A 23,916-nucleotide genomic window follows, 5' to 3' on the forward strand; every position below is an offset into this window, starting at 1 on the left:
TCAACCTTTGACACTGCCGGCGGTCACACCTTCAATAATTTTCTCCTGCAGTATGGCGTAGATGACAATAACAGGCACAACGCTGTATACGATTCCTGCGGACATCTGGGCATAGTTCATCTGATACTGATCACGAAACTGGACCATGCCTACAGGCAGGGTGCGCAGCTTATCTGTAGATAGGAAATAGTTGGCGAGCAAAAATTCGTTCCAGTTGCCGAGGAAATTCACGATAAATACCGTAACGATGGCTGGAACCGTAAGAGGTATCACTATTTTAGCAAAGATTCCCGGGGCCCTCAAGCCATCCATCACCGCTGCTTCTTCAATCTCTCCAGGGAGGGATCTTATGAATGCAGCCAGTATGATGATCGTGAATGGAATCGCATTCGCTACATAAGGAACGATCAGAGCCAGATGCGTATCCAATATGCCAAGCTTGCGGACGAGCAAATAAATGGGCAGCATCAGCGCATTATTCGGAATGAGCATGCCAGCCAGAACGAGACTGTACAGGAACAGGCTCCACTTGCGGTGTCTCATGCGGGTTACGGCAAAAGCAAACATGGCCCCCAGTATAATGGTACCTGCCGAGGACAGAACCGAAATGTACATGCTGTTCCAGAAATACGTACCGATCTTGGCGTTGACCCAGGCTTCCACGTAATTGCTGAACACCCAGTGGGTCGGCAGACTGAACGGATGGAGTGCGATCTCATTGTTATCCTGTTTGAATGAAGAGAAGATGACAAATAAAAAGGGAAACAGAATGGCGATTAAATACAGCATCAACAGCACATGAGGAATGGTGCTCCGTATACTCTTCACCATCAATACTCCACCCTTTCGTTGTGCCTCGCTACCAACAGCTGATATACAGCCGTAAGCACAAGTGTCAGCGCAAAGATCAGGACCGCGACGGTATTGCCGTAGCCGTATTTAAAATTGGTGATCGCGTATTTGATCATATACGTGGCGAGCACCTCGGTGGACCCGGCGGGACCGCCTTTGGTCATGACAAGCACAATATCTGCCGCCTTCATCGCTCCGGCAATGGACAGCATGATGACGACCGAAATAATGGGCCTGATCAAGGGCAGCGTGATTCGGGTGGCCCGCTGTACGGCCGTTGCACCATCGATGGCTGCAGCTTCCTCCAGGTCACGGGGAATGGCCAGAATAGCCGCCAGCACCATAACGATGTAAAATCCGGTCCACTGCCAGGCATTGGTTACCAGAATGGACAGCATCGCAAAGCGATTATCGGAGAGCCAATACACCGGCGGAATGCCAAACGTATTCAGCAGTTGGTTCAACAACCCGATGTTGGGCTCATAGATAAATCCCCACAAAATGCCGATGACCGCCGTTGACATAATGGAAGGTAAAAAAACAGCCGTTTTGTATAACCCCTTGAATCGTTTGACGTTGGCAATAAGCAATGAGAATAATACAATCAACGGAACCTGGATCAATACGGAAAACCCGATAAAAAAGCCGTTGTTCCGCGTGGAAATCCAAAACCGCTCATCAGACAACGCCTTGGCGTAATTCGACAAACCCACAAAGCGTGGGTCTGTCGAAACGCCGTTCCAGCTGGTCAAGCTATAATACAGGGAGCTGCCGATCGGATACAGAAAAAACATTACAAACAGAATCAATGCCGGCAATACAAACAGCGCATAGATCAGCGGGCTGCGGAGTGAAGTATTCATGTTCAGCCTCCTTCAGTAACTTCAGTTGCAGCGATGGTCCAGGTGTATCCGTTATTCCACGGATGCGTTCGCTTCCTCCTGAACTTGCTGCAGCTCCTCCGCCATCTTCTCCGGCGTGGTCTGCCCGCCGATCAGTTTTTGAATCTGCAGGTTGCTGATCTCGGTGGTTACATCCGCCTGAACCAGCGCGTCGAATGCCGGAAATGACGTTTTGGATGCATTCAGGACAGCAACGATTTCTTTCATCAGTTCATCGGTAATACTGTCCGTCAATACCTTCTCATCCAGCTTCATGGCAGGCAGCACCCCATCTTCCACAAGTCCGCGCACCTGCATGTCTTCATTGTAGAAGTTTTTGATAAACGCTTTTACCGCCTCCAGCTTCTGAGGATCTTCCGCTACGGCTGCCGAGAAACCATAGCCATTATTGACGTCACGCATGAGTGAGGTCTGATCGCCCACTCCGTTCTCTACTGGCGGCATATTGAAAAATCCTACCTTGCCGATGAGCGATTCCCCGCTCTGTCCTTCCTTGAATACGGATGATTTCCATGTTCCGTCATACATCAGTATCGCTTCGCCACTTGTGAATTGAGTCGTGTACTCTGCGTATTCGAAGCCGAGCTCGCCTTTTTTGAAATAACCCTTATCGACCCATTCCTTATGCTTCGCAAAGCCTTGAACCACGCCCGGGTCGGTCCACTTGGCTTCACCTGTTGCAAACTTCGCGGTAATCTCGGGCCCGGCGTAACGGGACCACAGATGGTTCGTTAACATCAGCGGGACCCAGCCCGCCTTGGAAGCAGATGCAAGCGGTACTTTGCCATCCGCTTTGATCTCGGCCAGCATGTTTTCCAGTTCAGCCATGGTGGTCGGTGCTTGCCAGCCCTTTTGTGCAAAATATTCTTTGTTGTAGAAAAAGCCTTCTCCCGAACCCCCGATCGGCAGTCCGTATACTTTGCCTTCATACGTGAACGGTTCAAGGGATGTAAACTGATCCTGGATGCCCAGCTCTTGCAAAATCGGCGTGAGATCCAGCAGCATGCCTTCCTTGGCATACACCTTCGAATCCGGACTGCCGAACAGTTCGAATATATCCGGCGGATTGCCGGCAGCCATCTCTCCGCGAAGCTTTTCCTTCCGGTTCACATCGGATTCGACCCCGTCCAGCGTAAAGGTCAGATTAGGCACCTCGCTCTCCACTTTGGCGACGACGTCCTGCAGAATGGCCAGCCGTTTCTGTTTATCCGCCCCTACTTGGGTGTGACGCAGCAGCATTTCCACCGGTTCCTTGCTCGTTTCCGGGGCCGAACCTGAGGCTCCCTGCGGATTTTCGTTCCCTGAGCCCGCACATGCAGCCAGCGTCCAGGAAGTGACAAGCAGCAGTGAGAGCAGCATGATCATTCTTTTTTTCATCGTCGTTGACCCTCCTCGGCATTTTGCGCTTTTGGTTTTACACTCTGATTATAAAAAGCCGGAGCTTCCATCGTAAGGATGACAATTCATCAATGAGGGGATAAAATCCTTCACTGAACAAGCCTCTTCGTGTTCCTCCTGTAAAATGCAACAAAAAAACAGTCTCGGCGACATCGGTCGCAAAGACTGCCTGAATAGCGGATCCATATATACGTTTGTTGATTTCTAGCAGACCCATGGATCTGGATCATTTCGTCCCAGCAAGTGTGCCAGCCGTTTCCTTCCGGCCCTGTTCAATCAGGCGATACGCCCGTTCCACCTCTTCTTCGGTTGGAGAAGGCACGCCATCGAGCGGGTACACCTTACCCAGCGCCTGCCATTTGTAGATGCCCATCTGGTGATAGGGCAAAATCTCAAACTTCTCTACCCCGTTCAACGTGCCGATATATCGGCCCAGATTAAGCAAATCCTGCTCATCATTATGAATGCCGGGCACGTATACGTGGCGAATCCACATTTTCCGATCATGATCGGATAACCAGCGGGCCATACGAAGCGTTCTCTCATTGGATTTCCCGGTAAGCTGGATATGCTTTTCATCATCGATATGCTTCAGGTCCAGCATGACCAGATCGGTATGGTCCAACAAGTCAAGAATGCGATCCGGTTCATTGTAGCCGTTGCTGTCTAAGGTAGTATGCAGTCCCCAACGCCGCTTCACTTCTTTGAAAACTTGGGCCACAAAATGAGCCTGCAGCGTCGGTTCACCTCCCGACACCGTAAGTCCGCCACCGGAACTGCGATAATAGGTCAAGTAGGGCTCGATTTCCGCAAGAACTTCTTCCACGCTCATATCCCGGCCCCCATCAAGCGCCCATGTATCCGGGTTGTGGCAATACTGGCATTTCAGATGACATCCTTGCATAAATAGCACGAAGCGGATGCCTGGGCCGTCAACCGTCCCGAAAGTTTCGAGTGAGTGAATATGTCCGTTAACCATGCTGCCTCTTCCTTTCTTTTCCGCATCCGCTGTGCGTTTATGTTGTTTCTTCTCTATTACATCGAACCGTGGAACGTACGGTTAATGACGTCGAGCTGTTGTTCGCGAGTCAGCTTGATGAAGTTGACGGCATAACCCGATACCCGAACGGTCAGCTGCGGATAGTTTTCCGGATGCTCCATCGCATCGATCAGCTGTTGACGGTCAAACACGTTGACGTTCAGATGATGAGCGCCTTGGCCAAAATATCCGTCCATCATGGCGACAAGGTTGGATTTACGGATATCGCCCTCTTTACCCAGTGCTTTAGGCACGATGGAGAACGTGTTGGAGATACCATCAAGGCTGTGCTCGTAAGGCAATTTGGCTACAGAGCCAAGGGAAGCAAGGGCCCCTTTTTTGTCGCGTCCGTGCATAGGGTTGGCTCCCGGAGCAAACGGTTCGCCCGCTTTGCGTCCATCCGGCGTTGTGCCTGTTTTCTTGCCATATACCACGTTCGATGTAATGGTCAGCACGGATTGGGTAGGCAGTGCGTTGCGATAAGCTTTGTGTTTCCGGATCATGCCCATGAAAGATTCGACCAGTTCAACCGCAATGCTGTCTACACGATCATCGTTGTTGCCGTAGCAAGGGAATTCGCCTTCGATTTCGAAGTCGACCGCGATGCCTTGCTCGTTGCGGATCGGTTTGACTTTGGCGTATTTGATCGCGCTCAGGGAATCGGCGGCTACCGACAATCCGGCGATGCCGCAAGCCATCGTACGCAGGATGTCACGGTCGTGCAATGCCATTTCGATGCGTTCATAGCTGTATTTGTCGTGCATGTAGTGAATGACGTTCAGCGTGTTCATGTACAGTTTGGCCAGCCATTCCATCATCGGTTTGAAGCGTTTCAGCACTTCGTTGTAATCGAGCACCTCGGTGGTGATCGCCGGATATTCCGGTCCGACCTGCGCGCCCGATTTTTCGTCGCGTCCACCGTTGATCGCATACAGCAGCGCTTTGGCCAAGTTGGCGCGGGCGCCGAAGAACTGCATTTGTTTGCCGATCTTCATCGCGGATACGCAGCAGGCAATGCCGTAATCGTCGCCATAGATCGGGCGCATCAAATCGTCGTTTTCATATTGGATCGAGCTCGTTTCGATCGAAACTTTAGTGCAATATTCCTTGAACGCTTCCGGCAGCTTCACGGACCAGAGAACCGTCAAATTCGGTTCTGGTGCAGGGCCCAAATTATAGAGCGTGTGCAGGAAACGGAAGCTGTTTTTGGTTACGCGGGTTTCGCCGTTAACGGACATTCCGCCGATGGATTCGGTAACCCAGGTCGGGTCGCCGCTGAACAACTCGTTGTAATCCGGCGTGCGCAGAAATTTCACGATGCGCAGTTTCATGACGAAATGATCGACCAGCTCTTGCGCCTGTTCTTCGGTCAGCACGCCTTCCTGCAGGTCGCGCTCGATGTAAATGTCCAGGAAAGAGGATACCCGTCCGAGAGACATTGCCGCACCGTTTTGTTCCTTGATGGCAGCCAGGTAGCCGAAGTACAGCCATTGGAAAGCTTCTTTGGCGTTGGTGGCCGGCAAGGAGATATCGAAGCCGTGCATTTCGCCCAACTGCTTCAGTTCTTGCAGCGCACGAATCTGTTCGGAGATCTCTTCGCGCAGACGAATGACATCTTCGTCCATGGCGTCCACTTCCAGCGAATTCAGCTGTGATTTTTTGTCCCGGATCAGGAAGTCTACACCGTACAAGGCCACTCGACGATAGTCGCCGATGATGCGGCCGCGGCCGTATGCATCCGGAAGGCCGGTAATGATCCCCGCTTTGCGCGCTGCGCGCATTTCGGATGTATAGGCATCGAACACGCCTTGGTTATGCGTTTTGCGAATGTTCGTGAATATGTCAATGACTTCTTGAGGCATCTCGAAACCGTAAGCCTGACATGCATCAATCATCATGCGAATGCCGCCGAACGGCTGAATGGAACGTTTGAACGGAGCATCGGTCTGAACGCCGACGATCTGTTCTTTCTCTTTATCCAGATAACCCGGCTGATGGGACACGATCGTGGAAGGCGTATTCACGTCCACGTCCAGGACACCGCCGTTCTCGCGTTCCTTTTTCGTCAAATCGGAAACGATTTCCCACAGGTCCTTCGTATTTTGGGTTGCGCCTGCAAGGAACTCTTCGTCCCCGTAATACGGCGTCAGGTTGCGCACCAGAAAATCGTTTACGTCTACGGATCTGTTCCAAGTACCTTTGACAAAGTTTCTCCAGCCTGCTTGCACTTTGACATCTTTTTCAATCACCGACATCGTTAATCCCTCCGTAATTTGGATTTCCGGACACGGGACAGGTTGTCTCGCACGTCGCATCCGTGTCCAGAACCGCGATATAATGTGAAGATTTTCACATATGCCGGATCGATACTCTCTCTTATAGGAACCCGGAACCGCGGAATTAATTGTTTTCTTTCTGTTTTCATTATACGTTTACGTTGTTTCACACTCTGTGATTTTTATCACAAAGTCAGTGAGCTTCTTCACTCCACCATTGCTGAATCATAGTGAATTACATTAATTCACATTAGCCACTGCGAGAGTAGAACAACTTCCGATCGCAATCCACTCCATATCTCCCGATTGAATTTTATCAACTGAACAAAGAACATTTACATTTACACTTGCCCACTCCGATGACAGAACTACCTTCCGATCACTGTTATCCCCCGAGTTTTTTTGATCCATTTTTCAAAGGATACACTCCCGGGATAAAGGCGAACGCTTCGCTTCTTCAGGTTATTTCTGTCCCTCCGTTGTCGTGTGAATTGTTGAATTCAACAGATACCGCAAGGGTTCCGTTGAACAGAAAGACGGCAATCGGGGCTCCCCATTTCGGGGAACCCTGATCCTATTGCCTTAACCTCAAACGAATGGTTTGCTATGCTGCACTATTGTTTATTCAAACCGTCCATAGAAGGCGTTGCGGTATACATCGGCTAGTTCGGTAACCAGCGGCATCTTCGGATTGGCCGTTGTACATTGGTCCTCGAATGCACGGTCGGCCAGATAGTCTACGCGTGATTCGAAATCTTTCGGATCGAATCCGAGCTCCTGGAACGATTCCTCGATGCCCAGCGTTTTGTTCAGCTTGCGGATGGCGTTGATCAGGCTGTTGACGCCTTCTTCAGTCGTGCGTGCCGGCAGCCCGAGGATGCGGGCAATCTCGGCATAACGCTCATCGGCAACGAAGTGCGAATATTTCGGGAACGAAGCGAATTTGCTCGGTTTTTTCGCATTGTAGCGAATGACGTGCGGCATCAGGATTGCATTGGTGCGTCCATGCGCGGTGTGGTACTGACCGCCCCATTTATGCGCAAGGCTGTGGTTGATGCCCAAGAACGCATTCGCGAAAGCCATACCTGCGATCGTCGATGCATTATGCATTTTTTCGCGGGCGAGTTTGTCGCCTTGCAAAGCCGATTGCTCCAGGTATTGGAACACCAGTTGGATCGCTTTGATCGCCAAACCGTCCGTATAATCGTTCGCCATGACCGACACATAAGCTTCGATCGCGTGGGTCAGAACGTCCATGCCCGTATCCGCCACTGCGGTTCTCGGCAAGCTGTACACAAACTCCGGATCCACGATAGCCACGTCAGGCGTCAATTCGTAATCAGCCAGCGGATATTTCGTATTGCCTTTCTCTTTGTCCGTAATGACCGCGAACGAGGTAACCTCCGATCCTGTACCGGATGTCGTCGGAATGGCTACGAATTTCGCTTTGATGCCCAACCGCGGATATTTATAGATCCGTTTGCGGATGTCCATAAATTTTTGCTTCAGGTTGTTGAAGTCGGTATCCGGGTATTCGTAGAACAGCCACATCGCTTTCGCGGCATCCATCGGCGAACCGCCGCCGAGGGCGATGATGCAGTCCGGCTGGAAGCGATTCATCATCTCGGTTCCGCGATTAACCGTCGTTGTCGATGGATCGGGTTCGACTTCGGAGAACACTTCGATCGCAACCGGAGTCTGGCGCTGACGCAGGTAATGCTCTACTTTTTCCACATATCCAAGCTTCACCATCACAGGGTCCGTAATGATGGCAACGCGGGTGATGTCCGGCATTTTGGCGAGATATTGCGTTGCGCCTTTTTCGAAATAGACTTTGTTCGGCACTTTGAACCATTGCATATTCACGGTACGGCGAGCCACCCTTTTCACGTTGATTAAGTTGACGGCAGATACGTTCGACGACGTCGAGTTGCGTCCATACGAGCCGCAGCCCAGCGTCAGGGACGGAATGTTCGTATTGTAAATATCGCCGATCGCCCCATGCGTGGATGGCGAGTTGACCAGAATCCGGCCTGTTTGCAAACGATCCGCAAATTTGGTGATGACATCTTCATTGTTCGAATGGATCACCGAGGAGTGGCCCATGCCGCCAAAAGCAACCACTTCCGCTGCGCGCTCAATGCCTTCGGCTGCGTTTTTCACTTTGTAGCAAGCCAGCACCGGGCTCAGTTTTTCGGCCGACAGCGGGTATTTCGTGCCTACGCCTTCGATTTCGGCAACGAGGATTTTGGTGCCTACCGGAACGTCAATGCCGCACAGTTCGGCGATTTTGACGGCGGATTGGCCTACGATCGCCGGATTGACCGCACATTTATCGACATTGATCACGCCTGGCGTCAACTTTGCCAGCTCTTCTTTGTTCACAAAGTAACAGCCGCTGGCGATCATTTTCTTTTTCACCTGGTCGAAAATCGCTTCTTCGATGATGACGGCTTGCTCGGATGCGCAGATCATGCCGTTGTCGAACGATTTGGACAGAATCAGGTCGGTCACCGCCTGGTTGATGTCCGCGCTTTTCTCAATGAAGCAAGGAACGTTACCTGGTCCGACACCCAGTGCCGGTTTACCACAGCTGTATGCGGCCCGTACCATGCCTGATCCGCCTGTGGCCAGAATAAGCGCTACGTCAGGGTGATTCATCAGGGCATTGGTCCGATCCATGGAAGGATCGTCGATCCATTGGATGCAATCGGCCGGAGCACCATGCTTCACGGCTGCTTCAAGCAGGATTTTGGCAGCTTCACGGCTGCAGTTTTGTGCGGACGGATGGAATCCAAAGATGATCGGGTTGCGCGTTTTGATGGAGATCAGCGCTTTGAACATCGTGGTGGACGTTGGATTCGTAACCGGTGTGATCCCCATAATGATGCCCACCGGTTCGGCAATTTTCTGGAAGCTGTCGAATTCGTTGTCTTCGATCACGCCTACCGTTTTGTCGTATTTAATGCTGTGATAAATATATTCCGTGGCAAAAATGTTTTTAGTGATTTTATCCTCATACACGCCTCGACCTGTTTCTTCGACGGCCATTTTGGCAAGCATCATGTGTTTGTCGAGTCCTGCGAGTGCCATCGCCTGCACGATTCGGTCGATCTGCTCCTGATCCATGGACATGAACGCTGCGTGTGCCTTGTTTGCTTTGTCAATCAACGTTTGGATATACTGGCCTGCTGTCGGTTCTTTTACTGGGGCGACTTCGTTCTTTACAGCCATCTCCCTCATCCTCCTAAAGGTTCGTATTGTTTGTCTCTCTGCTTACGATCACATCGTACCATGGCGAATTCGGTCGGTATGTGATTTTTTTCACAAAGTATAACAAATTTAATTTATGTTTTGGAGCTTTGTTCCACTCCCCTTACAGCTCTTCATATTTAAAATGATATTCTGTCATCATCATCCTTTCCTTAGAAAAGTGAATTTAATCACAATGTTTGAAATATTGCCATTTTTGCCTCCTTCCCAGCCCCTGCATTAGGTATATACTGAACTTAAAAATTGAACCACCGCAATTTGTACCGTCCCTCACCGGCCGGATTCACCTGATCAGGACGGCGGCTTGCGGCGAACCACGGCAGCTCATTCACCTACATGAAAGAACGCCGGCGGATACAAAGGGGAGATAGACTTATGAGAGAACCATTGAGTGTACTGGAAGAGCGCGGAAATACAAGCTGTTTCTCGGAAGTGAACTTCAACCATCTGCTCGTAACGATGAAAGAACGCACCTATCCCGAAGGTACCCACCTGTACTGGGAAGGCGATGTCTCCGACAAATTGTATTATCTGAAACGGGGACGCGCCCAGATCACCAAATCTACGGATGAAGGCAAAGAGCTTATCATGTATATGTACCAAGCCGGGGACATGATCGGCCAGGCCGACCCGTTCTTTGGTTCCCGTCATTCCTTCTCGGCCGAAGTGCTGGAGGACAGCGAGATCGGCGTCCTGGAGCACAAAGACCTGGAAATGCTGATCTGCCAGCATTGCGATTTTGCGATTGATTTCATGAAATGGATGGGTATCCATCACCGGTTGACCCAAACCAAATTCCGTGACCTCATGTTGTATGGTAAACCGGGTGCCCTATGCTCCACGTTAATCCGTTTGTCCAATTCGTACGGGGAGCCTCACGGCGAACATGTCATCATTCATAAAAAAATTACCCACACCGACCTGTCCAACATGATCGGTGCCACTCGCGAGAGCGTGAACCGCATGCTTAGCGACCTGCGCAAAAAAGACGCCATCGAATATGAGAACGGCATGATCGTCATCAAGGATCTGCAAATGCTGCAAGGCATCTGCCATTGCGAATTGTGCCCACGGGAAATTTGCCGGATCTAACCCCCAAAAAGCCCAATCCTCCCGCTAGGAGGATTGGGCTTCTATCTGCACGGCTTGTCCATCAGGATGCCGTCAATTCCAGTTTAACCGCATCACGCGGATTCAATTTCATGTCCAGGCCGTTGTCCATCAATTCTTTGTCATTGACCATAATCACCCAGCGTTGATTCATGCGCGGGCTAACGTTTTCCACGGACAAGACGTATTTGTTGTTTTCCGACAATCGGACCACGCCGCTGGATTTCAACACATCGCGCACCGTGCATTCCGGCACGTATACGCCTGCATACTGCCGATTGAGCGATGGCAGAATGTTACCGCCGCTCACCTTGAGCAGGGTTGTCTGATAAGCAACCCCCTCATTAGAGCTGTCGGCGGCTTTGACATAGATGACCACTTCGTCCTTGGCATGCAGCTCCATATCCCAATGCTCGGGGTCGACGTCCTCTCCATTCAGTTTTACGGCCCAGCTCAGCGAGGCATCCAGCGATACTTCTCCAACCGATTGGATTCGTTTGCCGTCCGCCGTGAAATCGACAAGTCCGCTGTTCAAAAGCGCTTTTTTAAGCGTCATTCCTTCGCTGAAATCCCTTTTGATCGATTTGGTTGCATCCGGCAGGAACGTGCTGCCATCCACTGCAACCGTAATCGTATTCGCCGAATCGGCGTCTTTGACGACAGGCTGCTCGGAAGGCTGGGGTTCCGTACATCCTGCCAATATGGCCAGTAACAGCAGGCAAAACCCAATTAGTCCCGGGAATTTGTAGTTCATGTAGGTAACACCACCCTGCGTAAAATCATTTGTCTGTTGTCCATAACCATTATTATGGCACAGATTTTAACCGAAAAAAGTGTCAAAGCCGTTACTTTTCATTTCCGGGAAACACAAAGAGCCTGCAAGCAGGCTCAATTTGGATCATATGACGGTTCTTAAAAGAACCGTTGCATGTTTGACTATTGAATGTTGGCCTGCATGTACGTTCGGCCTCCATCCCCGTTTTTCACGTAAGGATTAAGCCCGAAAACTTGTTCCTCCGCAACGGTGACTTCCGTCAACAGCTGCCCTTCAAGCAGTTCCCCGTCGACGTGCACGCACAACAAGGGAGCTTTCACATATTCCTGATATAACGGAATGGAGGATCCGGGGCTGCGATGGACCTTGTACAGCTTGCCTTGCTCATGTAACGGCCGTTCGGAAAAATACGTCGGAACGACGTATTTTGCGATAATGTCCATTTCCTGTGGCGTATAAAAGGTGTCTTGGCCAAGCCAAGGCTCAAGCATTCTGATCTCTTCGTATTGCGACCAGACAATGGCCTGAATGAGCAGTTCTTTCCGAATCGTTCGACCGTCAGGCATCTTGGCCATCGTATTCGGGAACCACGCGCCCTGCAGCGGAAGCTGCCCTATTCTCACCTCGCAGCCAATGCACTTCCAGCCGGATGACGTCCGGATCCACTTTTGCAGCACGGCCGGACGAGGGCCCTGTATCTTGCCGTCAACCGTCTTCCGATCGGATGCAGCATGCGTCCGTCCGTCCGTTTGAAACAACGATGCTGCTTTTTTGTAAATGAGATGTACCTGAATGGATGCGTTCTCAAGTTCAGCAATGTCCTGCTCGCCGTAGCGTACTTCACGGGATAAGCGTTCTTCTCTCATGACAAGTGGCCTCCTCGCTCCGGCCGCGTGCGGCCATTTTTGGAAACGAAACGACTTTCGGAGATACGACTGTGAACGTTGATCATCCCATTATACTACAACTCTCAGGCAGATGTGCAAAAGGCGCGAAACAAAAAATCCCAATTTCTTGTGGAAATCGGGATTTTTTGTGCCATGGGACCGCTTCATGGAGTCCAACACCGAATATTCGATTAATCGACCCACTGCTCAGCCCATTCCTGAATTTGATTCATGACCGGCTGCAGCGCTTTCCCTTTCTCCGTCAGCTCGTATTCAATCCGAACCGGCGTTTCAGGATAAACGTGACGGATCAAAATACCTTCACTCTCCAGATCCTTCATGCGTTCCGACAACATCTTGTCACTCATGGATGGAATCAGAGTGGAAATGTCCTTGAATCGCTTGGAGCCACTCATCAACGTTTGAATGATCAAACCGTTCCAGCGTTTGCCCAAAAACGAAAACGCCGTTTCAAAACGCGGACACATCCGCAGATCTTGGCCTTCCACATTAATCACCCCTTAATGAATCATTACAACTTACATTTCGTTAGTATATATAATAATAACACATTTGCGTCACATTTAAAACGTCTGCGTGCAAAAAGTTAAGCAAAGAACGTCCAAATGCAGCTATACCAGTATACCTCACCGCGTTCCCGGGGGCCATGGGGAATTTTCTGCTAACACTTTTTACCACAAACAATTCCAAAAAGAACCCTGCCGCCATAGTCGTTCTGACTCGGAGAAGGGTTCTTAGTGTGACTATGCTGTTTATATAAACCGAATTAATCAATCACACTAGGGCACTTCGAGTCAGTACCATCTTCCGATCGCTATTATCCCCAGATTTTTTTGATTCCCTTTTCCAAAGGGAAAATCCGGTGATAAACGCGAACACTTCGCTTCTCCAGATTGGTTCTGCCTCTCTGTTAACGTGTAGATGTTTTTGCGGTTTATATAGTTATATTGTTGTCTGTTAAAGTCAGACAACTACGCCGCCAAACGGTCTGACAGGTGCGCTGTTCCCGTATTCAGGCTTCACGTTGCGAGATGGATACGCCCATTTGATCGCATTGCCGATGACTTTCAGCACGTCAGGCTGGTAATACGTCGGATACGTTTCGTGGCCTGGGCGGAAATAAAAGATTTTGCCCTCGCCGCGTTTGAACGTACACCCGCTGCGGAACACTTCTCCGCCTTGGAAATTGCTGACGAATACAAGTTCATCCGGTACCGGAATATCGAAATATTCGCCATACATTTCTTCATGCTCCAATACGATTTTTCCTTGAACGCCCTCCGCAATCGGGTGCGAAGGATTGACGCACCAAATGATTTCCTGTTCGTTCGCCACGCGCCACTTCAGATCACAGCTGGTGCCCATAAGCGCCTTGAACGGTTTGGAGAAATGGCCGGAATGCAGCACGATCAGCCCCATCCCGTTCAAAACCCGCTGAACCACCTTGTGCGTAATCTCGTCACTAACGCGATCATGTGCCATATGTCCCCACCATACCAGCACGTCTGTCGTATCCAGCACCTCGCTGCCCAGACCATGGTCCGGCTGATCCAGCGTCGCTGTCCGGATGGCAAAACCTTCGCCGCCCAGACCGTCAGCCAGTGCCCGATGCAGTCCGTCGGGATACACCTCCCTCACTTCATCATGAATCTTCTCATGGACATACTCATTCCAAATGGTGACGTTGATCATGCTTTAATTTCCCCCTAAAATGGCCCTACACCCACCACATTTCCCCCAGCGGCTCTTCGATCAGCACTTGCTGGAGATTTTGCACGGCTTTGGAGAAGCCTTCTTCGACAGACATCAGTCCGTCTTCATGTTCGATGCTAACGACATAATCATATCCGACCAGACGCAGGGCACTGATGATGTCGGCCCAAGTTTTGTTGTCGTGGCCGTAACCTACAGAACGGAACTGCCATGCCCGATCAAGCATGTTCGTGTAATCCTGCATATCGGTCAATCCGTATTTGTTCACATTCACCGGATCGATCGTTGTATCTTTCGCGTGGAAATGGTGGATAGCTCCTTCGCGTCCAAGAATATGAATCGCTTGCACCGGATCGATGCCTTGCCACCACATGTGGCTCGGATCCAGGTTGGCGCCGATGACTTCGCCCGCTGCTTCGCGGAGTCTCAGCAAAGTTGCCGGTGTATGCACCGAGAAGCCACCATGCAGCTCCAGACCGATTTTTACGCTGCGGTCCGCGGCGAATTTGCCCCACTCCGTCCAGTAAGGAATGACTTTGTTTTCCCACTGCCATTTCAAAATTTCCTGATAGTCGTTCGGCCATGGCGCTACAGGCCAGTTCGGGTATTTGGCGTCCTCATGGTCCCCAGGGCAACCGGAAAATGTGTTAACGACAGGCACTTCGAGCTTTTGTGCCAGTTCCACCGTTTTGACAAAATCGTCATGGAACGATTTGGCGATATCCTTTTGCGGATGAAGCGGATTGCCGTGTACGCTGAGCGCGCTGATGATCAAACCGCGGGATTCCACCGCGTTTTTGAAGTTTTTGAGCGCTGTCTCGTTTTCGAGAAGCTCAGCCGGGTTGCAGTGCGCATTGCCCGGATATCCTCCGGTGCCGATTTCCACGGCTTTCAGCCCTTTTGCAGCTACGTAATCAAGTGCGTCCTCCAGTTTGCGTCCACCGAACAGTACCAAAAATACGCCAAGTTTCATTTGAGATTCCTCCCTGGATTATAAGTTAAATAAATGGTATGAATGCTTGCTGCTCCGAATCCCGGTTCCGCCGTTATGCCCTTTGCATTGTACTTATTGTGGAAAATCAGGCCTCATTCTATCCTGAAAGCCAAAAATTCAAAGCACGGCTGCATGAATGGCGGCAACGGAGTCCGGATGTAGTTCAAATAAAATCTGCTTACGCATAGGTGCTCTCAAGCGCAATGTGTTTGCCTTCCAACGAAGAGCGCTGGAACGCATGCATGGCCTCCAATACATGATAAGCGAGCTTGCCGCTTGCCTGATGCTCTCTTCCGGCCCGTATCGATTCCACCATCTCCGTGACGCCGATGCCGCGTTCGTTGTGCCCGCTTTCGAATGCCGGAGGCAGCACCTCCCATTCATCCTGTCCCGGTCTGCGCAGCTTCACGTCCCCGTTGAAAAAGTTCGGGTCCGGCACGCTCAGCACGCCTTCGGTACCGTAGATTTCGATCCGCGGCAGATCCGATCCGCCCCGAATATCGAAGCTGGCAATCATCGTGGCGATGGCGCCCTGCTCAAAATCGATCGTGCCTGAAAGATGAGTCGGCGTTTCGACTTGCAGCGAAGTGCCTTCCTTCGGCCCCGAACCAATTTTGCGATCCGCGATCTGGATGCCCGCAGAAGCGCTGATCCGGCGAATCGGTCCCAGAAGTTTAATCAGGGCGGTCAAATAGTATGGCCCCATATCAAACATCGGTCCGCCGCCGACGGTGTAGAAAAATTCCGGATTCGGATGCCATGCTTCCGGTCCGCCGCCCATGAAAAATGCCGTTGCGGCAACGGGTTTGCCGATCAAGCCGTCCTCGATGGCCCGGCGGGCCGTCTGGATGCCCGAACCAAGGAACGTATCCGGCGCAGAGCCGACATACAGTCCTTTTTGTTCCGCCAGTTCAATGACCTTGCGTCCGTCCTCGAGCGAAATGGCGAGCGGCTTTTCGGCATACACATGTTTGCCGGCCTCCAGCGCAGCCAGATCGGTCATGGCATGGCTGCCCGGAATGGTCAGGTTCAGCACAAGCTCGATGTCTTCGTTTTGCAGCAGTTCATCTACATTGTAAACGTTTGCGATATTAAATTCATCTGCCCGTTCCTGCGCGCGTTCGCGGATCAGATCCGCTACGGCGACCACTTCAATGACTGGGCTGTTCTTCAGGTTTTCGAGATAAATGGCGCTAATGTTGCCGCACCCGATGATGCCTGCTTTCATTTTCTCCACTATGAGGTCATCTCCTTGCACGTTGAGTAGCTGTGCTGAAAATCTTGCTAACAACTTCCTCTATGGTATTCCGTTTCACCTTCGATTAAAATGAATAATATGATCGAAACATGAACTATCTGGTCATAATTTTCAAGTTGCAAGGAGAGTGCCAATGCAATCCGATCACGCTTGTCAGGTTCTTACAGCGGGCTTTTCGTTTCACCGTAAACCTTACAACTCCATCATGCCTGAAGGAGTTAAAAACTATTTGCTTCGCCTTCAAACCGATGGCCGCTGCCGTGCCCGTGTGGACGGATCGTTGTCCCTGGTGGATGTGGGTGATCTGCTTTTATTCAGTCCGGACGAGCCGTACGAACTCAAAATCGATGCAGAGCTGAATCCGCTCGGGGAACGTCTGGTGGAGAGCGGCGACTATCACATTTTTTTCAACGGACCATGGGTGGACGATTGGTGGCATCACCACAAGCGGCCCAACCGCATCAAGGTCGAATTGACCGAGAGCCTGCTGACGCTGTTTCGCCAGTTGGTTCTGGAACAGCGCCGAATCTCCAACCCTTATCCCGAAATTTCCAGCTATTATATGCGCATTCTGTGCCTCGAAGTGGACAGGCTGCTCTCAGAGCACCCCACCATGGCCAAAACCAATTATGTGGCTTACGAGATCAAGAGCTACATCGAGGAGAACGCTTCCTCCCTGTTCAAACTTGAAGATATCGCTTCCCATGTCGGGATCAGCGTTTCGCGCGGAGTTCATTTGTTTAAGGAAGTGTTCGGCAAAAGCATCATGCAGTACGCGCTCGATGTACGGCTGAACATGGCGCGGGAACGCATCATTTTCAGCCCGATGACGCTCGAGCATGTCGCCGAATCCTCGGGTTTCAACAATTATACGTATTTCCATCGCGTGTTTCGCTCCCGCTTCGGCATGTCGCCCAGAGAATTTCGGGCCATCCACCGGGAACAAATGTAACCACCAGGCGGGAAGCCCCTGATCGGGCACTGCGGAAACGCAACTTTTAAAAAAACGGCTAACGAGCCGCGGGCTCTTTATGGGGAAAATGGATCTCCTTCATAAGACACTCCGCTTCGTTAGCCTGTCATACTAGCACAACGACCTGTTTTCTCACTTTCGCGCAGAGATCGTTTCGGCCACAACCATGGCCAGATCATCGTTGCCAAACATGGAAAGCACGCCGAGCACCGTCTCGTCCGGAATGTCGCCGGCTTCCTCCTTAGGCACGACCAGCTTCAGCACTTGCTGCAGCCGCTCGTTGCCCTGTTGGTTCGGGTAGGCCTGCCGATACAGCTCCTCCGGATCAACTCCCTGGTTAACGCACCATTGCGCGAACACAAGGATCATCATTTCCTCTTCCTGCTTGTAACTTTCGATCACCGCTTCTTCGATTTGTTTGCTGCGTTCCTTCGATTCCATCGTGCAGACAACCTCCACTTTCCCTTGGTTCTTCGTTCTTGCTTATTTGCGGAGCAATTGCTCGGCCAACTCATGACTATCCATCACATGGGTCGCACTAATGATGCATTCGTCCGGCGTTTCCAAACACTGCAGGAAATCGTTCACGGCCCCGGCAAATCCTCTGCGTTTCAAAATATCATCCCAGCTGCCAAACGTTTCACGCTGCTCCAGAGCACCGCGCTCCGTATACACGGCCGTCTCCATATTGACGACTTCGACGGACCTGCCGCCGCCATGCAGCTCCAGTTTCTCCAAATCAGCCCCTGCTTCACGCACCATATCGAACCGGCCAATCGCATGACGTCCCAATCGGGCTGATCCGGCGGCATGCAGCAATCTGCCGGCGTCGTTCGTGCGCAACCAATGCTGAACCAATTCCGTATCATGACCCGAGTACCACATCATCAGATCGAGAATATGGATCAGGTCGTCATAGACCGTTTCCGCAGCCGGACGATCTTGAATGCTTGTCCGGTGCTTCGTCACCGTCAAAGACTCAAAGCCCTTTCCCGCCTGCATCCATTCCTTCGCCTTTTGGTACATCGGCGCAAACCTGCGGTTGAATCCCACCGCGAGCAGCAGTCCCTGTGCTTCGGCAAAAGCCGTCATCTCCTCCGATTCCCGCAGCACATAAGACAACGGTTTGTCCACGTATACGGACAAGCCGCGTTCCAAACATTGCATGACGAGCTCAAAATGCGCTTCGGTTGCCGTATGTATGAACACCGCATCCAAATCCCAAGATAACAGTTCCTTTATATCGGTCGTCCCCTGCTCCAGCCTGTACAGCTGCTTTGCAGCGTCGACCGGCCCCGGGGAGCGGTTCATCGCGCCCACAAGCTCCACGTTCGGATGGGCGGACAGCAGCGGCAGGTAGACCTTGCGCGCAATGCCCCCCAGACCGACGATGGCGGCACGGGTGCGTTTCGTTGTTTCCGTCATGATCATTCCACCTTCAGATGAGTTCTTCGTATCCACGCCCTATAGTGTAACGCTTCCTGCAGCAACATGCCAGCTTTCGCGCAAGCTTTATGGACGGTTGGCGAGCAGGCGTATCCATATCGAGAATTCGATTCGGAAAGCCTCCGCTTGCGCGGTCTCCTGCTCTATCTCGATCGTGATCGAACGTGGTACACTTGAACGAGAAATCAACGTTCAGGCAATTCCCTTATTTGGCGGGTTGTTGAAAGGAGCTTTTTGGATTTTGCGAAAATGGTTATGGATTCTGCTTTATGTTTTGCTCGCAGGAGCCACGTTTATTTACAGATATGAAGTGCTCGCCTGGACGGAGGCCCACCAGTCCATCCCGCTGCTCATCCTCATTGCCATGCTGTTTGCGCTGGTTCCCGTCATTCCGTACAAATTCGTCATCGTTGCCCTGGGTTACGGATATGGCGCCACAACGGCCGCCTGGGTCAGCTGGATCGGTACTTCGCTGGCTGCGCTGCTCATCTATGCGGGAGCGAGAACCGTGTTCCGGAGCCAGGCGCGAGCCTATCTGGAGCGCATTCGCGGGTTGAGCCGGTTCACCGCATGGATGGAACAACACCCGTTCATGGGCGTGATGACGCTGCGTCTGCTGCCGATCGTGCCCCAGGTGGCCGTCAATATTTATGCAGGCATGACGTACACCCCGGTCTGGACGTTTATGCTGGCAACGGCGATCGGCAAAATCCCGGCCATCGTTGTCTTTGCTTTTGCAGGAGCGCAAGCGGGAAGTTCCATCTGGCTCAGCCTGCTCATCTTGGCCGCTTATCTGACGCTCATGGCCCTGGTGTTATTCGGGTTCAGGCTCCGTTCGCGAAGCAAACGTTGAACCGGCTCTGGGCTCCGTGCTTTAGGCAGAAGTTTTCTTTGTAATATTTGGTTCTCGGCATTTGGTAGTTGACAGCTTCTGATATTATAATAATGATGCAGCAAACATATCGTTCTTCAAGAAATGGAGTGAATCATACATGGAACAACATACAAGCGAAAAAGCAACGTTTGCAGGCGGGTGCTTCTGGTGCATGGTATCCCCGTTCGAGGAGCTGCCAGGTATCCAGGGAGTTGTATCCGGTTATACCGGGGGGCACACCGAGAATCCGACGTATGAAGAGGTCTGCTCCGAGACGACAGGACATGTGGAGGCCGTTCAAATTACGTTTGACCCGGCCATCTTCCCATATAGCAAACTGGTCGAGCTGTTCTGGCAGCAGATTGATCCTACCGATGCGGGCGGACAGTTCCATGATCGCGGTTCTTCGTATCAAACGGCCATTTTTTACCACACCGAGGAGCAGCGCGAGATCGCGGAAGCCTCCAAGGCCGCGCTAGAGCAGAGCGGACGCTTCGACAAACCGATTTTCACGCCGATTCTGCCTGCCCAAACGTTCTATCCTGCAGAGGAGTACCATCAAGGGTATCACCGCAAAAATCCGGGCCACTACAAACGGTACAGCAAGGGTTCCGGACGCGAGGACTTCATCGAACGCAACTGGTCGGGCAAACTCGACAAAAGCGACCTGAAGGAACGGCTCACGCCGCTGCAATACGAGGTCACCCAAAACAACGCCACCGAGCGCCCGTTCGAAAACGAATTTTGGGACCATCACGGCGAGGGCATTTATGTGGATATCGTCTCCGGGGAACCGCTGTTCAGCTCGAAAGACAAGTACGATGCCGGTTGCGGCTGGCCTAGCTTCACGCGTCCTCTACGCGATTACAGCATCAAGGAAAAAACGGATCTCAGCCATTTCATGATTCGTACCGAAGTGCGAAGCCGCGAGGGAGATTCCCATTTGGGTCACGTATTTAATGACGGTCCTGGCGAAAACGGACTGCGTTACTGCATTAATTCCGCTGCGCTGCGTTTCGTGCCGAAAGAAGACCTGGTCAAGGAAGGATACGGCGAGTACGCCATCCTGTTCAAATAAGAGCCGTATGGGACGGTTCGGATTGGTTTCCGCATCACCGTCCATAGATCAAGAGCATGGGCCCCAAGGGTCCATTCTCTTTTTATCGGGAATCGACACGCCCCGGCTCCAGCCGGTGCCATATTTATTGCGGCTCGTCGTGTATGCGGCCGGAACGAAAGGATTCACTCCAATCCATACTTTCCGCCCCTTTGCCTTATCCCATCAGGCTGACAACCCATCCGATCCAGTAAGCAAAGGGAATCAGCAGCAGCTGCGCCAACAGGGTTCCGAACAATCTCGATACGAGCATGCAGCCGTAAATTTGATTCATGCGGTCCAGACGGATCTCCCCGCGCAGCGATTTGTCGCTGAGCAATGAAATGCGCGGATCGATCAGAATCGTCAGCAATATGGTGGCCATGCCGTTGATCAGCCCCGTGGACTGCGATGCCGCAACAGCCCGGTCGGGATACAAATAGGCCGCATACAGGCTCGAAAGCACCCCGGTCGTATAAATGGCGGTTACGGCTGCATTCAACGCCATCAGCCTTCTCGGCATGCCATGCTGCACCAGCCGCTTGGCCATCGTCCAAGAGGGGGGAGTAACGTAATGCATGGCGTTTCTGATCTTATCCCGACTGAGCAAGCGACGCCCCATCGCCGGAATGGAGCCGGCCGCTTCGAAATGCACGACCAAGCGGGACGCCAGCTTCACCATCGTCGGAAAACAGAGGATCGCGATGAGCGTGCCGACGCTGGCCGCTGCCATCAGCCAGTGCAATTGGCTCGAAAAGGGGAGATGGCCCCCGCTGGTCGCATTGTCGACCAACCTGCCGACCATAGGGCCTTGCGCCATATTGGACGTGCGGGAGACGAGCAGCAATATGCCTGACAACGACAGCGCGAGCGCAATGCGCCGCGTTCTCAGCCCTCCGAGACGCAAAGCATAAGACAGGCTGTCAGCTGCATGAATGACCATCGTAAACATCATTGGAATCAAAAGACTCATCGTTATTATCAATGCTGTCCTTCTCCTTTGTCTTGCTTTTTATGTACATAAACTCATCTCTGCATTATACGCCTCATGACTCCCATTGTATATCATCCCCAATTTACCCATTATCGACATATCCCTTGAAGTTGGACCACCTGATTGAAGCCCCGGGCTGCAGCTTTCTCGAAACCTCGGGCTCCCCAACGTCATGCTCCCCGGCGTAGTGGCAGGAAGTCATCGTTTATCGCTCCCCATGCAGGGTAATATATCACTAACCGCTATTGCAGAGGAGGAAACGATATGCCTTGGAACAAACGGGATTACCCTGTATCGATGAAAAATCTGAAACCGCGCGTGAGGCATAAAGCCATCGAGATTGCCAACGCCCTGCTGGATGAAGGATATGACGAAGGCCGCTCCATCGCCATCGCTACGGCAAAAGCGGAGGAATGGGACGCGAATCATCCAGCGGATGAACATTCTGCCTCCGATTCGGACAGGCACGGCCATCCTTCAGGAAACTCCCGCGCCTCTTCCGGACAAGGCCATTCCGAGCCCGTCTCTTCTTCCAAGAACCATGCCAACATTCATGTCGTTCCGAACGACGATGACGGCTGGTCCATCAAAAAGGAAGGAAAGGCGCAGCCCCTTTCCACGTACCGCACCAAAAACGAAGCGCTGAAGGCCGCACGCGAAATGAGCGGCAAACAAAACATTCGGGCGATTATCCATAACCGGGACGGCCAGATTGCTGCATCCTTCCGTGCATGACCGATGGTTCGGTTCGCTCGTCTTTGAACCAAAAAAGTCCTTTCGCTGCCAGACCGGCGAGCAAAAGGACTTTGTGATTTTCGCATGGTTTGCGAATCATCCAATATAAATTAATGCGTGACACCTCTTGCTATGGTAGGACGCGGGGCCGACGCGCCGGCAACCGCTTTGGGTGCGGATGGCACAGGTCGTTTGACCGCCGAAGTCGTGACCGTTTGAGGCGTACGAACAGTAACTACGAAAGTGATGACTTTGCTGGCAATCCATACGGCCAGAATCGTGAAAAGCGTTTCTTTGACCGGCAGGAAGAAAAGCGAGAGCAACAGCACGACGGCGTCGCTGACAAAAAATACCGTACCGAGCTTCCAGCCTTTCCAGCGGCTGACCAGCACGGCCAGAATGTCGTCTCCACCCGTGGCTCCGCCAAAGCGAAGCACGATTCCTGCACCGATTCCCGTCAGCAATCCGGATAGAATTGCGGGAATCCACAGATTGCCGTTAAATGAAATAACCAATGTGGAATAACGTTCGAATCCGTCGTAGAACAGGGAAAACGCAGCAGCGCCTATCAGCGCTTGAATCATGAATTTCCAGCCTTTGATGAACCAGGCCAGAATCATGACGGGTATATCGAGCAGCAGTATGCCCACCGCAGGCGATAATCCGGTTGCGTATTTAGCAAGCAATGCCAGACCGACAAAGCCGCCTTCCGATAATTCGTTTTGAAAATTAATGTGATAATAAGCAAACGCCAAAATAAAGGTTCCGAGCAGCATGAGGAGCAATTTCCCCGCTTCTGCCCTGATGTGTTGCAACGATGTTCTCTTCATTCAGAATCCCTCGCAGTTGGTATAGGTTGGTGTAAACCGACCGTACCCTGCAAAAGGCAAGTCTGGAAGGAAACATCGTGTTCATCCTTCGACTATTCATTCCAATCCCCTCTTTCGCAGAGTCAGCCGTTTGACGACGGTGATTTACCCTGCAGAGGAGCTAAGTGTAAGATAGATCGTAACGTTTCCAGATCATCCTTGGGGAGCTTATCCTTCGGGAGCTCATGGTATCCTGATCCTTTCTGCCAGTTTGTTGTTAACGGGCTGAGTTCGTGAAGTGAACCGTCTAGACGTTCTGTTCATTTTCCCACCGCTAACTAGCTTGTTATTTAATTATATAACACCAGCGAAGCTTGGTCTAAACAGACTTCCTCGCAAAAAACAGCCTTATTCCACTCTGTTCTGCCTAAGAAGCCGAATCCTTGAGCCAAAGCAAGACAATCTTGCTAATGGTTCATCTTGCTCCTTCA

The 23,916-nt window shown here is 51.7% G+C and carries 21 protein-coding genes; 5 read left to right on the top strand and 16 right to left on the bottom strand.

Annotated features, from left to right (window positions below; all coding sequences use genetic code 11):
* From MKY59_RS20070 to adhE, 6 genes are all read right to left on the bottom strand, one after another.
* Positions 1–831 (bottom strand): carbohydrate ABC transporter permease, encoded by an 831-nt coding sequence (locus tag MKY59_RS20070; protein WP_339273372.1) that lies wholly within the window; start codon positions 829–831, stop codon positions 1–3.
* On the bottom strand, positions 831–1,715 hold the full coding sequence (locus MKY59_RS20075; protein WP_339273374.1) for a sugar ABC transporter permease: 885 nt from the start codon (positions 1,713–1,715) through the stop codon (positions 831–833). Before MKY59_RS20075 ends, MKY59_RS20070 begins: the two co-directional genes overlap by 1 nt.
* 51 nt (positions 1,716–1,766) lie before the next feature.
* Positions 1,767–3,131, bottom strand: coding sequence for an extracellular solute-binding protein (locus tag MKY59_RS20080; RefSeq protein ID WP_339273376.1), 1,365 nt, complete (start codon positions 3,129–3,131; stop codon positions 1,767–1,769).
* Between the two features lie 247 nt (positions 3,132–3,378).
* On the bottom strand, positions 3,379–4,131 hold the full coding sequence (gene pflA, locus MKY59_RS20085) for a pyruvate formate-lyase-activating protein (RefSeq protein WP_339273377.1): 753 nt from the start codon (positions 4,129–4,131) through the stop codon (positions 3,379–3,381).
* Positions 4,132–4,187: 56 nt separating this feature from the next.
* Positions 4,188–6,446 (bottom strand): formate C-acetyltransferase, encoded by a 2,259-nt coding sequence (gene pflB / locus MKY59_RS20090; protein ID WP_339273379.1) that lies wholly within the window; start codon positions 6,444–6,446, stop codon positions 4,188–4,190.
* Between the two features lie 642 nt (positions 6,447–7,088).
* The gene (gene adhE, locus MKY59_RS20095; RefSeq protein ID WP_339273381.1) at positions 7,089–9,701 is read right to left on the bottom strand and encodes a bifunctional acetaldehyde-CoA/alcohol dehydrogenase; all 2,613 of its coding nucleotides are present in this window, start codon (positions 9,699–9,701) and stop codon (positions 7,089–7,091) included.
* 414 nt (positions 9,702–10,115) lie between these two features.
* Between adhE and MKY59_RS20100 the strand changes: the two genes are divergently transcribed.
* Positions 10,116–10,832, top strand: a complete 717-nt coding sequence (locus MKY59_RS20100) for a Crp/Fnr family transcriptional regulator (RefSeq protein WP_236420047.1) — start codon at positions 10,116–10,118, stop codon at positions 10,830–10,832.
* A gap of 61 nt (positions 10,833–10,893) precedes the next feature.
* Here the strand turns inward: MKY59_RS20100 and MKY59_RS20105 are convergent, their stop codons facing one another.
* From MKY59_RS20105 to MKY59_RS20130, 6 genes are all read right to left on the bottom strand, one after another.
* A complete protein-coding gene (locus tag MKY59_RS20105) occupies positions 10,894–11,604 on the bottom strand; it encodes a hypothetical protein (RefSeq protein WP_339273384.1) in 711 nt (236 codons plus the stop codon).
* A 182-nt stretch (positions 11,605–11,786) separates the two neighbouring features.
* Complete coding sequence (locus MKY59_RS20110; RefSeq protein WP_236420051.1) at positions 11,787–12,491, bottom strand: hypothetical protein; 705 nt, start codon at positions 12,489–12,491, stop codon at positions 11,787–11,789.
* A 212-nt stretch (positions 12,492–12,703) separates the two neighbouring features.
* Complete coding sequence (locus MKY59_RS20115; RefSeq protein ID WP_236420112.1) at positions 12,704–13,000, bottom strand: helix-turn-helix domain-containing protein; 297 nt, start codon at positions 12,998–13,000, stop codon at positions 12,704–12,706.
* Positions 13,001–13,496: 496 nt separating this feature from the next.
* Positions 13,497–14,225: a ThuA domain-containing protein gene (locus MKY59_RS20120; RefSeq protein ID WP_339273386.1), complete on the bottom strand. Its 729-nt coding sequence runs from the start codon at positions 14,223–14,225 to the stop codon at positions 13,497–13,499.
* Positions 14,226–14,250: 25 nt separating this feature from the next.
* Positions 14,251–15,219, bottom strand: a complete 969-nt coding sequence (locus MKY59_RS20125) for a sugar phosphate isomerase/epimerase (RefSeq protein WP_339273388.1) — start codon at positions 15,217–15,219, stop codon at positions 14,251–14,253.
* 199 nt (positions 15,220–15,418) lie between these two features.
* Positions 15,419–16,477 (bottom strand): Gfo/Idh/MocA family oxidoreductase, encoded by a 1,059-nt coding sequence (locus MKY59_RS20130; protein WP_236420057.1) that lies wholly within the window; start codon positions 16,475–16,477, stop codon positions 15,419–15,421.
* A 154-nt stretch (positions 16,478–16,631) separates the two neighbouring features.
* On the opposite strand from MKY59_RS20130, the gene MKY59_RS20135 reads away from it, so the two are divergent.
* Positions 16,632–17,450 carry an AraC family transcriptional regulator gene (locus MKY59_RS20135; protein WP_236420059.1) on the top strand — a complete coding sequence of 273 codons (819 nt, stop codon included), beginning with the start codon at positions 16,632–16,634 and terminating at the stop codon, positions 17,448–17,450.
* A 153-nt stretch (positions 17,451–17,603) separates the two neighbouring features.
* Here MKY59_RS20135 and MKY59_RS20140 read toward each other — a convergent pair whose 3' ends face one another.
* Both MKY59_RS20140 and MKY59_RS20145 read right to left on the bottom strand, forming a co-directional pair.
* Entirely contained in the window at positions 17,604–17,912 is a 309-nt protein-coding gene (locus MKY59_RS20140) for a hypothetical protein (RefSeq protein ID WP_236420061.1), read from the bottom strand.
* Positions 17,913–17,954: 42 nt separating this feature from the next.
* Positions 17,955–18,896, bottom strand: a complete 942-nt coding sequence (locus tag MKY59_RS20145; RefSeq protein ID WP_339273393.1) for a Gfo/Idh/MocA family oxidoreductase — start codon at positions 18,894–18,896, stop codon at positions 17,955–17,957.
* A 262-nt stretch (positions 18,897–19,158) separates the two neighbouring features.
* Between MKY59_RS20145 and MKY59_RS20150 the strand changes: the two genes are divergently transcribed.
* Together MKY59_RS20150 and msrA are read left to right on the top strand one after the other, a co-directional pair.
* Complete coding sequence (locus MKY59_RS20150; protein ID WP_236420064.1) at positions 19,159–19,770, top strand: VTT domain-containing protein; 612 nt, start codon at positions 19,159–19,161, stop codon at positions 19,768–19,770.
* Between the two features lie 139 nt (positions 19,771–19,909).
* Positions 19,910–20,869 carry a peptide-methionine (S)-S-oxide reductase MsrA gene (gene msrA / locus MKY59_RS20155; RefSeq protein WP_339273395.1) on the top strand — a complete coding sequence of 320 codons (960 nt, stop codon included), beginning with the start codon at positions 19,910–19,912 and terminating at the stop codon, positions 20,867–20,869.
* 196 nt (positions 20,870–21,065) lie between these two features.
* Here the strand turns inward: msrA and MKY59_RS20160 are convergent, their stop codons facing one another.
* On the bottom strand, positions 21,066–21,872 hold the full coding sequence (locus MKY59_RS20160) for a lipid II flippase Amj family protein (protein WP_236420068.1): 807 nt from the start codon (positions 21,870–21,872) through the stop codon (positions 21,066–21,068).
* Between the two features lie 273 nt (positions 21,873–22,145).
* Here MKY59_RS20160 and MKY59_RS20165 point away from each other — a divergent pair, with 273 nt between their 5' ends.
* Complete coding sequence (locus MKY59_RS20165; RefSeq protein ID WP_339273398.1) at positions 22,146–22,616, top strand: DUF2188 domain-containing protein; 471 nt, start codon at positions 22,146–22,148, stop codon at positions 22,614–22,616.
* 110 nt (positions 22,617–22,726) lie between these two features.
* Here the strand turns inward: MKY59_RS20165 and MKY59_RS20170 are convergent, their stop codons facing one another.
* Positions 22,727–23,446, bottom strand: a complete 720-nt coding sequence (locus MKY59_RS20170) for a YitT family protein (protein ID WP_339273400.1) — start codon at positions 23,444–23,446, stop codon at positions 22,727–22,729.
* Positions 23,447–23,916 lie beyond the last annotated feature (470 nt).

The organism is Paenibacillus sp. FSL W8-0426, from assembly GCF_037969725.1.
Lineage (GTDB): Bacteria > Bacillota > Bacilli > Paenibacillales > Paenibacillaceae > Paenibacillus > Paenibacillus hubeiensis.

What these genes read in the sequence shown, in the direction of transcription:
- MKY59_RS20100 (WP_236420047.1), top strand. Translation starts at nt 10,116, where the DNA reads ATGAGAGAACCATTGAGTGTACTGGAAGAGCGCGGAAATACAAGCTGT.
- pflA (WP_339273377.1), bottom strand. Translation starts at nt 4,131, where the DNA reads ATGGTTAACGGACATATTCACTCACTCGAAACTTTCGGGACGGTTGAC.
- MKY59_RS20145 (WP_339273393.1), bottom strand. Translation starts at nt 18,896, where the DNA reads ATGACGGAAACAACGAAACGCACCCGTGCCGCCATCGTCGGTCTGGGG.
- adhE (WP_339273381.1), bottom strand. Translation starts at nt 9,701, where the DNA reads ATGGCTGTAAAGAACGAAGTCGCCCCAGTAAAAGAACCGACAGCAGGC.
- MKY59_RS20120 (WP_339273386.1), bottom strand. Translation starts at nt 14,225, where the DNA reads ATGATCAACGTCACCATTTGGAATGAGTATGTCCATGAGAAGATTCAT.
- MKY59_RS20075 (WP_339273374.1), bottom strand. Translation starts at nt 1,715, where the DNA reads ATGAATACTTCACTCCGCAGCCCGCTGATCTATGCGCTGTTTGTATTG.
- MKY59_RS20105 (WP_339273384.1), bottom strand. Translation starts at nt 11,604, where the DNA reads ATGAACTACAAATTCCCGGGACTAATTGGGTTTTGCCTGCTGTTACTG.
- MKY59_RS20170 (WP_339273400.1), bottom strand. Translation starts at nt 23,446, where the DNA reads ATGAAGAGAACATCGTTGCAACACATCAGGGCAGAAGCGGGGAAATTG.
- MKY59_RS20165 (WP_339273398.1), top strand. Translation starts at nt 22,146, where the DNA reads ATGCCTTGGAACAAACGGGATTACCCTGTATCGATGAAAAATCTGAAA.
- MKY59_RS20070 (WP_339273372.1), bottom strand. Translation starts at nt 831, where the DNA reads ATGGTGAAGAGTATACGGAGCACCATTCCTCATGTGCTGTTGATGCTG.
- MKY59_RS20110 (WP_236420051.1), bottom strand. Translation starts at nt 12,491, where the DNA reads ATGAGAGAAGAACGCTTATCCCGTGAAGTACGCTACGGCGAGCAGGAC.
- MKY59_RS20135 (WP_236420059.1), top strand. Translation starts at nt 16,632, where the DNA reads ATGCAATCCGATCACGCTTGTCAGGTTCTTACAGCGGGCTTTTCGTTT.
- MKY59_RS20125 (WP_339273388.1), bottom strand. Translation starts at nt 15,219, where the DNA reads ATGAAACTTGGCGTATTTTTGGTACTGTTCGGTGGACGCAAACTGGAG.
- msrA (WP_339273395.1), top strand. Translation starts at nt 19,910, where the DNA reads ATGGAACAACATACAAGCGAAAAAGCAACGTTTGCAGGCGGGTGCTTC.
- MKY59_RS20115 (WP_236420112.1), bottom strand. Translation starts at nt 13,000, where the DNA reads ATGTGTCCGCGTTTTGAAACGGCGTTTTCGTTTTTGGGCAAACGCTGG.
- pflB (WP_339273379.1), bottom strand. Translation starts at nt 6,446, where the DNA reads ATGTCGGTGATTGAAAAAGATGTCAAAGTGCAAGCAGGCTGGAGAAAC.
- MKY59_RS20140 (WP_236420061.1), bottom strand. Translation starts at nt 17,912, where the DNA reads ATGGAATCGAAGGAACGCAGCAAACAAATCGAAGAAGCGGTGATCGAA.
- MKY59_RS20080 (WP_339273376.1), bottom strand. Translation starts at nt 3,131, where the DNA reads ATGAAAAAAAGAATGATCATGCTGCTCTCACTGCTGCTTGTCACTTCC.